At 46.4% G+C, this 13719-nt stretch carries 11 protein-coding genes and 1 other annotated feature; of the genes, 3 read left to right on the top strand and 8 right to left on the bottom strand.

The window, feature by feature from the left end; translation table 11 throughout:
• Window positions 1-38: 38 nt before the first annotated feature.
• The 5 genes from AB4Y93_RS21385 to AB4Y93_RS21365 all read right to left on the bottom strand — a co-directional run bounded on the left by AB4Y93_RS21385 (window position 39) and on the right by AB4Y93_RS21365 (window position 4759).
• On the bottom strand, window positions 39-326 hold the full coding sequence (locus AB4Y93_RS21385; protein ID WP_127493480.1) for a YlaN family protein: 288 nt from the start codon (window positions 324-326) through the stop codon (window positions 39-41).
• Window positions 327-469: 143 nt separating this feature from the next.
• Entirely contained in the window at window positions 470-712 is a 243-nt protein-coding gene (locus AB4Y93_RS21380; protein ID WP_015845356.1) for an HPr family phosphocarrier protein, read from the bottom strand.
• A 101-nt stretch (window positions 713-813) separates the two neighbouring features.
• Window positions 814-1929, bottom strand: a complete 1116-nt coding sequence (locus AB4Y93_RS21375) for an aminopeptidase (RefSeq protein ID WP_441894885.1) — start codon at window positions 1927-1929, stop codon at window positions 814-816.
• A 73-nt stretch (window positions 1930-2002) separates the two neighbouring features.
• On the bottom strand, window positions 2003-2701 hold the full coding sequence (locus AB4Y93_RS21370) for a hypothetical protein (protein ID WP_441894884.1): 699 nt from the start codon (window positions 2699-2701) through the stop codon (window positions 2003-2005).
• Between the two features lie 123 nt (window positions 2702-2824).
• Entirely contained in the window at window positions 2825-4759 is a 1935-nt protein-coding gene (locus AB4Y93_RS21365) for a diguanylate cyclase (protein WP_441894882.1), read from the bottom strand.
• Between the two features lie 360 nt (window positions 4760-5119).
• Between AB4Y93_RS21365 and rpsD the strand changes: the two genes are divergently transcribed.
• Together rpsD and AB4Y93_RS21355 are read left to right on the top strand one after the other, a co-directional pair.
• On the top strand, window positions 5120-5719 hold the full coding sequence (gene rpsD, locus AB4Y93_RS21360) for a 30S ribosomal protein S4 (RefSeq protein ID WP_167277936.1): 600 nt from the start codon (window positions 5120-5122) through the stop codon (window positions 5717-5719).
• Window positions 5720-5872: 153 nt separating this feature from the next.
• Window positions 5873-6646: a class I SAM-dependent methyltransferase gene (locus AB4Y93_RS21355; RefSeq protein WP_441894880.1), complete on the top strand. Its 774-nt coding sequence runs from the start codon at window positions 5873-5875 to the stop codon at window positions 6644-6646.
• Window positions 6647-6700: 54 nt separating this feature from the next.
• Here the strand turns inward: AB4Y93_RS21355 and AB4Y93_RS21350 are convergent, their stop codons facing one another.
• The 3 genes from AB4Y93_RS21350 to tyrS form a co-directional block, all read right to left on the bottom strand.
• A complete protein-coding gene (locus tag AB4Y93_RS21350) occupies window positions 6701-8236 on the bottom strand; it encodes a flotillin family protein (RefSeq protein WP_441894878.1) in 1536 nt (511 codons plus the stop codon).
• Window positions 8237-8266: 30 nt separating this feature from the next.
• Window positions 8267-8803, bottom strand: a complete 537-nt coding sequence (locus AB4Y93_RS21345) for an NfeD family protein (RefSeq protein WP_441894877.1) — start codon at window positions 8801-8803, stop codon at window positions 8267-8269.
• 113 nt (window positions 8804-8916) lie between these two features.
• Window positions 8917-10170 (bottom strand): tyrosine--tRNA ligase, encoded by a 1254-nt coding sequence (gene tyrS, locus AB4Y93_RS21340; RefSeq protein WP_441895008.1) that lies wholly within the window; start codon window positions 10168-10170, stop codon window positions 8917-8919.
• A gap of 65 nt (window positions 10171-10235) precedes the next feature.
• Window positions 10236-10508: a binding site (T-box leader), on the bottom strand.
• A gap of 104 nt (window positions 10509-10612) precedes the next feature.
• On the opposite strand from tyrS, the gene AB4Y93_RS21335 reads away from it, so the two are divergent.
• Window positions 10613-13714 (top strand): transglycosylase domain-containing protein, encoded by a 3102-nt coding sequence (locus AB4Y93_RS21335; protein ID WP_441894876.1) that lies wholly within the window; start codon window positions 10613-10615, stop codon window positions 13712-13714.
• Window positions 13715-13719 lie beyond the last annotated feature (5 nt).

The raw sequence follows: 13719 nt of genomic DNA, 5'->3' as shown, positions 1-13719 counted from the left end.
AAATGCTGTAAAGAAAAAGAGTAGGCTCCTTACGGAGTCTACTCTTTATTATTTAATGCTTCATACAATTGAGCGAGGTTACGCTCCAATCGGCTTAACATCTCTTTCCCGCTTTGCTCGGCAATCAACCCCGCGCGCACAGCAAAGTCAATCTCCCGCGAGAATCCATACATTTGCGTGTCCAAAACCTCTTCGTACAGCGGACATTGACGGGTCGTCAAGTTCTCCATCTGAACTTCGATAAGTTTTTCTATTTTACTCGCATCTTCCGTTAGGAGACGAAGCGCTTTCTCATGCAATTGAACCGTGACTTCCGGTGAAGACATCGTTTTCCCCCCTGTGCGTGTACCCGCCGTCGTCTATATCTTTTATATTAGACGAAAAAGAGCTAATACACAAGGACAAAACAAAAAAGCGTCTCTTCTTAATTAAAAGAAGAAACACTTTTTTGTGGTTGACCTAAACGGTCCTATTCGCTAATTACAGATACGTTCAAGTTATGTTTTGCGAAAATCTCAGCCATTTTTGCTTTTGCTTCTTCCGCGTCCGGACCATGAACATGAAGCTCATAAGCGTGACCGCCTACCAGCGTCGTAAACAGTCCAAGAATGCTCTTCACGTCGATATATTTGTTATCGGCTTGCAGAACGATTGAGGAGCGGAATTGGCTAGCCGCTTGGGAAATTTCTACGATAGCTGCATTGTTGGACATGGGGAATCCCTCCAGTTAATTAGTAAAGCTTTCCTTGACCTCATGATAACCCGAAATATGTCATCCATCAAGAGAAAAGTTTAAAAACGCTTCATTTTCATTTATTTCAAATTTTCGGAATTTAGTGCTTCCAGCTCTGGCAGTACAAAAACGCCGTCTTTTCGAATCAAAACATCATCGAAATAAATTTCTCCGCCGCCGTACTCCGGACGTTGAATCAATACTAAATCCCAATGAATGGAAGATCGATTGCCATTATCCGTCTCTTCATAGGCCTGACCTGGCGTGAAGTGCAAACTGCCTGCAATTTTCTCATCAAACAAAATATCGTTCATTGGATGCAGAATGTATGGGTTAAAACCAATGGCAAACTCGCCGATATAACGTGCGCCTTCATCGCTGTCCAATATCTCATTCAGCTTTTCGGTATCATTACTTGTCGCTTTGACAATTTTACCGTTCTCGAAGGTAAACGAAATGTTCTGGAACGTTGTTCCCGAGTATACGCTTGGTGCATTATACGTGATTACACCGTTTACGGAGTCACGTACAGGCGCAGAGAATACTTCACCATCTGGAATATTACGTTGACCGGAACATTTTTTCGCACCAATTCCGTTAATAGAGAATGTAAGGTCAGTACCAGGCGATACGATCCGTACACGGTCAGTTCTGGACATTAGCGTCTGCAGAGGATCTTGTGCACGGTCCATTTTCGCATAATCCAAATTACAAACGTTAAAGTAGAAATCCTCAAATGCTTCTGTGCTCATATTAGCCAGCTGCGCCATCGAAGGAGTCGGATAACGAAGGACAACCCACTTCGTCCGTTTCACTCTCTCCTCCATATGTACGGGATGTGTGTATAATTGCTCGTATAAGCGCATTTTTTCTTTCGGAACATCGGACAGCTCATTCACATTCGAACCCGAACGCACACCGATATAGCCCTGCATTTGCTCCATACGTTCCAAGTCCAGCTTAGACCAAAGCTCAATTTGCTCTTTGGTTGCATGGGTCAGCATCGTACGCAGAACCGAGCGGTCGCTCAGCTCTACAAACGGTCTGCCACCACGTTGGGTCACTTCTTCAATTAGACACTTCCCAAGCTCCAGCTCCAAACCGATCAAATCGATCAGTACGTTATCGCCTGGCTGTACATCAATTGAGTAGCCGACAAGGTTAGCTGCCAGCTTCTGTAATCTTGCATCACGCATATTTCTCAAACCTCCATCTTTTCAAGCACTGTTATGAAAAAACAGCCTTCGAACATATTAGCACGTTGACCGCCTATTGAACAGTTCCTGTCCCGTCAAAGGAGTCGAATGTCACACTTGTATCCCGCTTCTCTTGTTTATCTTTCCCTGATAAGGAATATTGAAAGGTCGAGTGCTCAGTCAGCTTGAGTGGAATTAGGCTATTCCGGTCGATAAGAACATCATACTGTGATTTTACTTGCAAGGACTTAAGCATATTGTCCATTTTTTTGCGTGATTCATTAAGTTCCTTCATCCAAGCATTCTTATAAGCTCCATCCTCTAATGGGGCATTAGATGCAAGTTTGTTCATCTCCTCTTGAAGCTGTTCCTTCCACAGCTTGTTTGCCTCCTCGTCATTCAACTGAATATGAAGCGCTACTGTATCCGCAGTCGATACCGCATTATCAATGCTAACTTGTTTATCCGCATTTTTCACTTTTTCCAGCAGCTCGATTGGACTCCACTGAAGCTCTTCACCATCTTCATTCTTGGCATGCAGCTTCGTATGCTCTTCAATATGACCTTTAAAAGTAAGTGGAGCATAAGACCATCCTTCGGCTGTGGAAACCGTCGTTTGCCCAGAGAAAGCATATTGATCCGTTCCCGCAAGACCGGCAATCGATAAGTTCAGCCATTCCTCAGGAGGACGGCTAGCATTCGAGCACCCCGCCAGAGCAAGCAGCAACGCTGCAAGGGTCAATCCAGTCAAGGTATGTTTGATTATTGTCATCTACTACACCTCCGTAAATGCCTCCATATATTCTTATCGTCCCCTGAATAGTCTGCGCCTTATTCGAGCTCATAAAAGAAAAGGACACCTCAAAGGGTGTCCTTGCAAATACGGGGTCAGAATTTAGTTGGCTTGTCCAACGTAAATCCGATTTCTTCCGTTATTTTTCGCCTCATACAGCGCCATGTCAGCCCTGTAGAACAACGATTCTACACTTATCTTCTCATTCTCGAATGTCCATTCCGACACGCCGCAGGATACCGTTACGACCGGCTTGGTCTCCGCTTCAACATGTGTCCTAATTCGCTCTGCAATTCGGTAGGCTTGGTCGGAACGAATACCCGGCAAATAAACCGCGAGTTCCTCTCCGCCCCATCTTGCCGCAATATCACCCTGACGAATAGAGCCGCGTATAATATTGCTGACCTGCACCAAGATTTGATCACCTACTTGATGGCCAAATGTATCATTGATTTGCTTAAAGTGATCAATATCCACAAGAATAAGCGCTCCAAGCGGATCTTTTCTCTGGCGGCTCTGAATTTGCTCATTCAGATAATGGCGGGCATGCAGCCCAGTCAGATTATCGGTAATGACCATTCTTCGTACCTCAGCATGTAGTGATGCATTCGTAATCGCAAGGCTGATATGAGTAGACATCACTTGAAGCAGTTTATAATTGTCATAGGAAAAAAAGTTCGCACTCTTATGAGCAACCATTATAACGCCTTCTACTTCAGATTCCACCAGAATCGGCGTAGCGATCAGTGAGCGTGCCCCTGTATTATCCATCAACTTCGAATTTACAACCCTCGTATGCCAATAATCCGAAATAATAAGCGGCTCTCTCGTACGATGTACGATACCACTAAAGCCGTAATCCGGTGAGAAATGCTCGCTGGACATGGCTGGAATGTTACTGGACACGACAACAAATTGATTCTTTTCTTTATTAAGCTGCAGAATACAGCAATAATCCGCATCAAATACTCCAAGAAGTTCCGTGGTCGCGAACTTGAAAATTTCTTTCAGCTTGAGCGACTGATTCAGCCGCTTCGTCAGCTCGTTAATCAGCCTTAGTTCATTAATAAGCAAATTCGACTGCTCATACAGCTTTGCATTCTCAAAAGCTGACCCTGCCGTATCAGCAAGAAGCAGGAACGCTGGTAAATCCGCATCATCCCAACCTTCCGCATTGACGGTCAAACATAATACACCATAGGCTGCTTGTTTGCCTGTCATCGGCACGGCGAGTCTCTTCGTCCCATCACGGTCTTGTTCCGTCACCAGCTTGCCTTCAAGAAAAGATTTGGCTACCAGGTCATGCGCTGCATTCTTAAATACAAGCGGCCTAACACGGGGATCACCATTCACATGATCCTGTGACAGGAATAAATGTGCTGCCGAGCTCGGATAAAGCTGCTCAAGGCTGCTTAACATCTCAGATAATACTGATGTGACGTCAAACTGATCATAGAGCCGCTTGGCTGCCAGAAATAACGCATCACGCCTGCTTGCCTCTTTATCAGTACGTTGCTGATGCATGATCAGATCCTTGATATATAGCTGCTCAAATCGTCGGTAAAAGCATGTTCGAAAATGCATAGCACTAAGCTGGGCAACGTGTTTATCGCTGCTGTGTTTTGTTTCTGTTACATAAACAAGTACACAAAAAGGACGATGATCTGAACGAGTGAATACTGGAACGGCCACAGCCCCCAGTGTATGCTCCTCTTCTGTCGTTCCTGATGTTATAATAGAGGCTGCCTGCCGCGCAGTGGAGATCACATCGGCTTGCGAGTCTAATTTCACAGTTGAACTGATCAAATTCATTTCCCAATCAAACAATGCGAATTGTCCATCCTCAAACATAACCTGCTCTTCCGTATCCTTGCGCCAGCTTGTGAAGCTGTCTTGAAGCAGAGGCAGCAAGTACGGACCATCAGCAGCTTGAATATCTTCGTTCTCAAACCATATTATTTGCGTATCTTCTTCCATCCGATGAGCTGCCGCGGCAGCTACATCATTAGCCTGACGATAATTATATCGATCCGCCATCGGCAACACCCAGCCCTTCCGTGCATTAAAGGAGCGAGTCTAGCAAACTATTATAATGAATATAATCATACTTTATTTTTGAGAATTTTGCACTACTCAAAATTCCAACATTTAGGTCTTTTGAACCGTTATTGAAGCCATCTATGGCAGTTGCTGGCGCCTTGACAAAGGACCTCATTTTCATATATTATCAATTAATGAATGCATGGGCTTACGGTTTTGTGTCACCCTCGAGAGTACGTTCGCTGATAGACCAGCGGCTGAACTGTATATCAGGCTTCGAGAATTCAAGCATAGAGCGTATTCGGCGAAACACAACCCCATCCTCAAAAATCCAATTTTGAAGGAGTTACACAACTCATGTCACGTTATACAGGTCCTAAATTTAAACTCAGCCGCCGTCTTGGTATTTCCCTGAGCGGTACTGGCAAAGAATTGAAACGTCCATTCCCTCCAGGCCAACACGGTCCTAACCAACGCAAAAAGCTGAGTGGTTATGGCGTTCAATTGCAAGAAAAACAAAAACTTCGTCACATGTACGGTTTGAACGAGAAGCAATTCCGCAACTTGTTCGACAAAGCGGCTAAAATCAAAGGTATTTCCGGCGAAAACTTCATGATCCTTCTTGAAAGCCGTCTGGACAACCTTGTTTACCGTCTTGGCTTTGCTAACTCCCGTGCAGGTTCGCGTCAGTTGGTATCGCATGGTCATGTAACAGTTAACGGCAAAAAAGTTGACATCGCTTCTTACACTGTATCGACTGGTGACGTTATCGGTCTGCGTGAACGCAGCCGTGGTCAAAAATCGATCAAAGAAGCTATGGAAGGCCGTCATCACTTGCCGAACTACCTGGAATTCAACGATCAAGCTATGGAAGGCAAATTCGTTCGCCTGCCAGAACGCGCTGAGCTGTCCCAAGATATCGACGAGAAACAAATCGTCGAGTTCTACAGCCGTTAATCGCTTGACTCAAAAACCCGAGAGCTTATGCCCTCGGGTTTTTACTTGCTCACATTATAGGCTGAAACTATAAAGAGAATAGTTATTATATATTTTACTTATATGGATGTTGGAGGTAAAACTATAGATATAACCAATTGGAGGCGAAGTTGCATGAACACTCAAGGCACACAGGAATGGAACCCCGGAACTTATGATTCGCAGCTTGGATTCGTATCCCGGCTTGGGAAAGGAATTATGGAATGGCTGGATCCTAAGCAAGATGAGCATATTCTTGACTTGGGCTGTGGCACTGGAGATCTGGCTGTTGAAATTGCGAAAGTTGGTGCACAGGTAACTGGGATGGATCAGTCGGATACCATGATCTCTTCCGCAAGAACTAAATATCCGGAAATTCATTTTCTCGTTGGTGATGGCGAGCAGTTTACCCTGGACGCTCGTTTTGATGCTGTTTTCTCAAATGCTGCCCTTCATTGGATGAAGAATGCATCAGGTGTTATTGAGTCGGTCCATCATGCTTTAAAAAGTGGTGGACGATTTGTCGCTGAGTTTGGCGGCAAAGGCAATGTTGATACTTTCGTCCAAGCTTTCTATGAAGTAATGCCTCGCTACGGCATCAATCCTGCTGAGCGAAACCCCTGGTTCTTCCCTTCTATAGGGGAATATACGAGCCTGCTCGAGCAGCACGGCTTCCAAGTTCGGATCGCCGAGCATTTCGACAGGCCGACTCCACTGCCCGAAGGCGATAAAGGTGTGATGCATTGGCTCGAAGGGTTTGGGGATGCATTCTTCAAAGGCTTGAATGATGCAGACCGACAGGCTGCTAAGCAAGAGGTATACGAAACTGCGAAACATAATCTGCAGGTTGTAAACGGTGTATATCAAGCTGATTACAGACGGATACGAATTGTCGCTGTTAAGTATTGAAATAAAAAATCCCGAAGCGGATCTTATGTCCGCCTCGGGATTGTTTGTGTTTGGTTATTCCTTCTTCTCGGTAGGCTCAGCCGGCTGTGGGATCTGTACAGGTGTCTCAGAAGCAGCGGCAGCCGGTATGGTTAGTGCACCGGACACCCGCGAAGTTAAGCCTTTCATCAAAGCATTCACATCAATGCCCGATACATTCTTAAGCATCTCCGGAGCTGTCGCCATTAAGCTGGTAACATAATTGCTTAAACGAGCTGCCCCTTCACCATGGCCGGTATCTACAACTGTCAGCTTATCAATACCTTTAATTGGCTCAGCGACTTTGCCTGCGAGCTCAGGCAGCATTTTCACAATAATATCGAGGATCGCTGCTTCGCCAAAGCTTTCGAACGCTTGAGCAAGCTTCTCTTTCGCTTCCGCTTCAGCAAGACCACGCAGGCGGATAACCTCGGCTTCCGCCGTACCTTTTGCACGCTCAGCATCAGCCACGGCCATACCGTCGAGACGCTTCTGCTCGGCATTCGCCTTCGCTTCCGCTTCAATGCTATACTGCAGTGCATCCGCTTCGCGCAGACGTTTCGTTTTATCCGCTTCGGCCGCCTGCTCTACTGCATAACGGTCAGCTTCTGCCTTTTTCTTCACTTCTGCATCATACTGCTTCTCACGGCGCAAGATCTCCTTCGCTTCCAGGTCGATCTCGCGTTCTTTCCGAACAAGCTCAACCTTCATTTGCTCTTCAACTACGCTTTGCTTCGCACGCGCTTCCTGAATGAAATACGCCTGATCCGCCTCTGCCTTAGCCATATCCTGATCGCGCTTGAAGGATGCAATCTTCAGCTCTTTCTCTTTCCCTGCCTCAGCGATATTCGTATCACGGAGCAGCTCCGCCTTCTGGCCTTCCTCTTCGGCAAGTGCCTTCTTAATTCTGGAGTCTCTTACGGCTTCCGCTTCAGCAATATCCGCATCACGCTTAACAGCGGCGATCCGAGGTTTACCAAGGGCATCCAGATATCCGTGTTTATCACGCAAATCTTTTATTGTGAAGGAGACAATTTGCAGCCCCATTTTCTTCAAATCCTTAGCGGCTACTCCCTGTACCTCTTGCGCGAATTTATCGCGATTTCGGTATACTTCTTCAACGGTCATCGAGCCAAGAATGGCACGCAGGTGGCCTTCAAGCACTTCTTGCGCTTCACTCTTCAGCGCTTCTGTTGGTTTACCCATAAATTGCTCAGCTGCCGTCGCTACATCCTCAACGATCCCGCCGATTTTTATAATTGCAACGCCATCCGCCATTACGGGTACACCTTGCTCCGTATAGACCTCGGGAGTAGAGACATCGAGCTTATGAGAAAGCAGGGATAAAAACTCAGCTTTCTGGAAGATCGGCAAGATAAAAGCACCACCGCCGCGTACAATTTTGATTTTTCGTCCCGTTTCATCTGAGCTTACATTACGGCTTCCTAGAAAAGAACCGGTCACAATCATAGCTTCATCTGGACTAACCGTCCGATAACGCGCCCAAAAGGCAATACCGAGTATGACTAATACAGCGACAACAATAACAGGAATAATTAAATATTCTGGCATGAACAAACCCCTCTCAGCTTATGAAGCTTCTTAGTATGGATCTAACTTTGATACGTACAGCGTACTGTCCTTCACTTCCACAATAACGACCCTTGTTCCACCTGGAATCGCCATTTTGTCGAAGCTCGCAGCAATTTGGTTTGTATTGCCCGCTCCCACCTTGACTAGTACTTCTCCATAGCCTGTTGCAGGAATGGCCGTAAGTACTTCTGCGATCTTGCCAATCAAATCTTTCTCAGACAGCGCAATGGAATTCTCGCTTTCGCTCATTGGCTTCACGTACAGGAAATAACCACCGCTGCCAATCAACACGCCACTGATTATGGCAAGAAGCAGGACAATAATCATCCCTATGGCCGTGTAATGCATAAGCAGCAGTCCCGCGCCTCCAAATGCTGTAATCCCACCAACAAGTGTTGTTGGATTCATCCACGGATGTCCATCCAGCGATAAAAAATCAAGGATGCCGCCAAGCGCATGACCAATCAAATCTCCCAGCAGGGCGCTAATAATGGCATATAACGCTCCACCGACGAAACATCCCCAGAATATCGCCTCCAATTCCATCCCCCTCTCACAGCATCCATATGCTGTTAATTCATACGCATATACCGCCCCTTTTGTTGCGAAAAAATAGAAGCTTGCATTCGCAAGCTTCTTTTAAGCACTATTTCTGCTAATTATCCCAGCTTCACTTTAATAAATTTCCGTTTGCCAACTTGTACAACGTCTCCGTCTTTAAGCGTAATCACGGCGTCAACGTCGGACAGCTTTTCTTCATTAATTCGTACAGCACCTTGCTGAACGCTACGCTTTGCTTCGCTTACGGACGTTTGCAATCCGGTAAACGTAAGCAGCTTCACTAGCTTGATTTGGCCGTTATCCAGCTCGGTTGCAGGAATAACTGCTTCTTCAATGTCGGTAGGCAGAGCACGCTGCTGGAATACAGTAATGAAGTTTTGCTGCGCAGCTTCAGCCGCTTCTTCGCCATGGTACATACGGACAAAGGTTGCTGCGAGGCGCATCTTCGCATCACGCGGATGAACCGTTCCGTCAGCAAGGCCAGCCTTAAGGTCAGCCAAATCTTCGTTGCTCATATCTGTCGCCAGCTCGTAGTATTTCGCCATCAGCTCGTCCGGGATCGACATCGATTTGCCGTAAATCTCACCTGGCTCTTCATCAATACCGATGTAATTGCCAAGGCTCTTACTCATTTTGTTAACACCATCAAGACCTTCGATGATTGGAGTCATAATCGCAACTTGCTGCGATTTGCCGTATTCCTTCTGCAGCGTACGTCCCATGAGCAGATTGAACTTTTGATCCGTTCCGCCCAGCTCTACATCTGTCTCCAAAGCAACAGAATCATAACCTTGCATCAGCGGGTAGAAGAACTCATGAATGCTGATCGGTTGACCCGACGAATAACGCTTCGTGAAATCATCACGCTCAAGCATACGGGCAACTGTCAGTTTTGCCGACAAAGTTACAACATCTGCGAAGGTCATTGGAGCAAGCCATTCGGAGTTGTAGTACAGCTTTGTTTTCTCCGGATCTAGAATTTTGTAAATTTGCTTCTGATACGTTTCCGCATTACGCTTCACATCTTCTTCCGTAAGCTGCTTGCGTGTCTCGGATTTACCTGTTGGATCACCGATTCTGCCCGTGAAATCACCGATAATCAACTGCACTTGATGACCAAGCGATTGGAACTGACGAAGTTTATGAAGCACTACTGTATGCCCAACATGGATATCCGGTGCAGACGGGTCAAGACCAAGCTTAATTTTGAGCGGTGTGCCCGTTGCTACGGAATTCGAAAGCTTTTCAACTAGCTCTCCCTCAGGTACGATCTCCACAACTCCACGACGGATAACACCAAGCTGGCGTTCCACTTCTGCTTTTTGATTTTCCGATAACTGATCCCATTTCACCATACAACTTTCCTCACTCTCTAAGCGTCTATAGTAAAAAATGAACACAAAAAATCCTTCCAGCCCCAAGGGACGAGAAGGATTAGCTCGCGGTACCACCCTCGTTAGAGCTCGCCGCCATTATGTTCCACATGGCAATCATTACACGGGCTCTCACTTCATTGCTTGATAACGGAGTTGCAACTCCGAAGCAGACTACTGGCTTCCGATTCAAATCGGCCGTTCCTCCACTTACTCCGGGCGGTAATTCAACATGCGGCGTGCACCGGTTCGCACCATCCACCGGCTCTCTGATCGACACAATTCGCAGTTTACTAAAAACCCATCAACGCATTATAGTTTTTATACCACAGGGGTAATGCTAAGTCAATCATGCTAGTGCTTCAAATTATTTATTTGTGTTATAATAGGTTTTGGTCATTTAGAGGGGGAGTTCATACATATGCAAGAAGAAGATCGCAAATCACCGCCGCCCCGCGGGAGCGGATGGCGTACATTCGGAATCGTAACATTGATGACTGTCAAATGGCTCATTTATTTCGGTATATTTATTGGGTTATTGGCTGGCGGAGCCTTAACCGGTTATGTCGCTTCGCTTGTGAAGGGCGAGGAAGTTCGACCGCGAACTTTAATTGAAGAAAAAGTGAACGAGAACTCCATTACAGGATATGTCTATTTCAACGATGAGACGCTGGTCGGACAACTTCGGACGGAAGAAGACCGTACCCCGATCGAATACGACGACTTGCCACAACAGGTCATTGATGCCGTTCTCGCCATTGAGGATAACAACTTCATGAATCACCATGGCGTTGATATTAATGGCTTGGGACGAGCTGTTAAGCAGAAGCTATTGAATGAAGATACGCAGACCGGCGGCAGTACACTGACCCAGCAGCTCGCTCGCCGAGTATTCCTCAGCTTAGACAAAACAGACAGCCGTAAAGTGAAGGAAATGTTCCTGGCACTGCGGATGGAAAGATATTTGACCAAAGGTGAAATACTCGCCGCTTACTTGAATAAAGTACCATTTGGCAATGGCTCCAGCGGCTATAATCTATACGGCATTAAGTCAGCAGCCAGAGGTTTGTTCAATATCTCTGACCTTAACCAATTAAACATTGCACAGTCCGCTTACCTTGCCGGTCTGCCGCAGCGGCCTTCCGCGTATACCGCTTTTACAAGCAAAGGCCAATTTGATGAAGAAGGCTTCCAGCTTGCCATCGAACGCCAGGGCACGGTGTTATCGCAAATGTTAAAGTTCGGCCGTATTACGAAAGAACAGTATGATGAGGCAAAAGCTTTCGATATTCGTTCTTCACTTGCACCACCGTCAGAGAAGGCTTATACGACCTATCCTTATCTGATGCTTGAGGCAGAGCGCCAAGCTGCTGAAATTTTGCTTCTTCAAGATAATCCAAAGTTAACACCTGAGGATCTGAAGAAGAAAGAAAATGCTCCTCTGATTGAGGAAGCCCGCGAGCGTCTGCTCCGCGGCGGTTATCATATCTATACGACGATCGACAAAGATATTTATAAAATCATGCATACCATCGCTGCAGACGATAAAAACTTCTCACCATTCAGTAAGGAGAAGGGTCTTGAACAGACAGCAGCTGTCATGATCGACCATAAGACCGGTGCGATCCTCAGTATGCTGGAGGGCCGTGACTTCTACGAGGAGCAAATGAACTTTGCTACCCAGATGACACGTCAGCCTGGTTCAACGATGAAGACCATCGCTGCTTATTTACCTGCAATTGATAAAGGCCTGATCCAGCCTGCAAGTATCGTGGATGATGCCCCGGTTGTCTTGAAGGATGGTCAAAAAGGCTTCCATATTCCGAAAAACTCGACTAATCGATATTTGGGTCTTGTAACGGCACGCGAAGCACTTAATCGCTCGCTTAACTTGCCGGCAATCAAAATCTTCCTTGATGATGTCACGATCAAAGGCGCATGGAGGTTTGCCCGCGAGCTTGGCATTACGACGCTTCAACCACAGGACGATAATGCACAAACCGGTGTAATCGGTGGCCTCAGCATCGGCGTATCCGTTGAAGAACTGACCAATGCATATGGCGCTATTCCAAACAAAGGTGTCTTCAACGATGCTTATATGATTCAGCGTATTACTGATGCGAACGGCAAACCTGTCTTTGAGCATAAAGAAACACCAAAACAGGTATTCTCGCCTCAAACGGCGTTCCTCGTGACGGATATGCTGAAGACGGTTATCTCGAGTGGTCAAGGTACAGCGCATTCTCTGACATCTGACTTCAAGCAATACGGTAAAATTCCGGTAGCAGGTAAAACCGGTTCGACTCAAAGCTATGGCGATGTATGGTTTATGGGCTTCACACCTGACATTACGCTTGGCGTGTGGGCAGGTTATGAGGAACAAATTCACTCCTTGTCTACCGATGGTAAGAAACGTGCACGTTCGATTTGGGCCCTTATGATGAATGAAATTACGAAAGCAAAACCGGAGCTGTTCCCTTCAAAAGAATTCGAAAAACCTTCCGGTCTCGTAAAAGCAACCGTCTCGAGTGCAAGCGGCAAACTTCCTAGCCAGTTGACTAAGGAATCAGGCAAGCTTGTAACAGACTGGTTCAACAAAAAATATTTGCCGAAGGAAACAGATGATGCCTTAGTAAAGATGGCGTACATTCCGTTCAACGGCGTCAATTATGTTCCAAATCCGGCAACACCGGCGGATATGGTTAGAGAGCAAATTGTTATTAAGCGCAAGAAACCGATTGATGAATTAATGGATGAGATCAGAGCTGCACAAGAGAAGCTTCCGGCTAGCAGCAGAAAGCCGATTGAATCCTATTTACCTGCTGATGCCGATACGAATGCGCCATCCAAAAAGGACCCACGTGTAGATGATGGCAATGCGCCAAATGCGCCAAGCAATGTGAAGCTTCAGTCCATTGGCTCCGGCGTTGTCATGCTGACCTTTACTGGAGGAACGGAAAAGGATATTGTGGGCTACAGGATCTACCAATCCATTAATCAAGCACCTGCTCAGAAACTTGGGAATTCCATCCTCGTTGGCGATGAGCTGAAAGTGAAAATTAATGTATCTGGCAACCAAGGCTACGGCTTCTATGTTACTGCAGTAGACGTTGCTGGCAAGGAATCCGCAGCAAGTCAGGTGGTACAGTTCGGTAATGGTCAATCCACACCTACTCCTGGTATTCCAGGTATGCCTGGTGATGGATCAGGTGGTACGGATGTAAGCCAAGGTGGAACAGAGCATCCTGATCTAGCCCCTCCTTCCGCTCCAAGCGGCTTAGTCGCGACACCAACCGATTTAAGTGTTCTGTTAACCTGGAACTCTAACTCGGATGCAGAGTACGTTACCGCGTATCATGTGTTCTACAGTGCAAATAACGATGGTAAATACGTCGAGGTTGGAGCAACACAAAAGCCAAGCTTCGAATATGCATCACCGCTTACAACCGGATCATTTTATGTCATCTCGGAAAATGACACCGGTAAGTCTCCACCTTCTAAGCATGTGAAGGTGGGGAAATAGTAACG

Source organism: Paenibacillus sp. YAF4_2 (assembly GCF_052113225.1).
Lineage (GTDB): Bacteria > Bacillota > Bacilli > Paenibacillales > Paenibacillaceae > Pristimantibacillus.
This window is presented reverse-complemented; position numbering and strand designations above follow the sequence as displayed.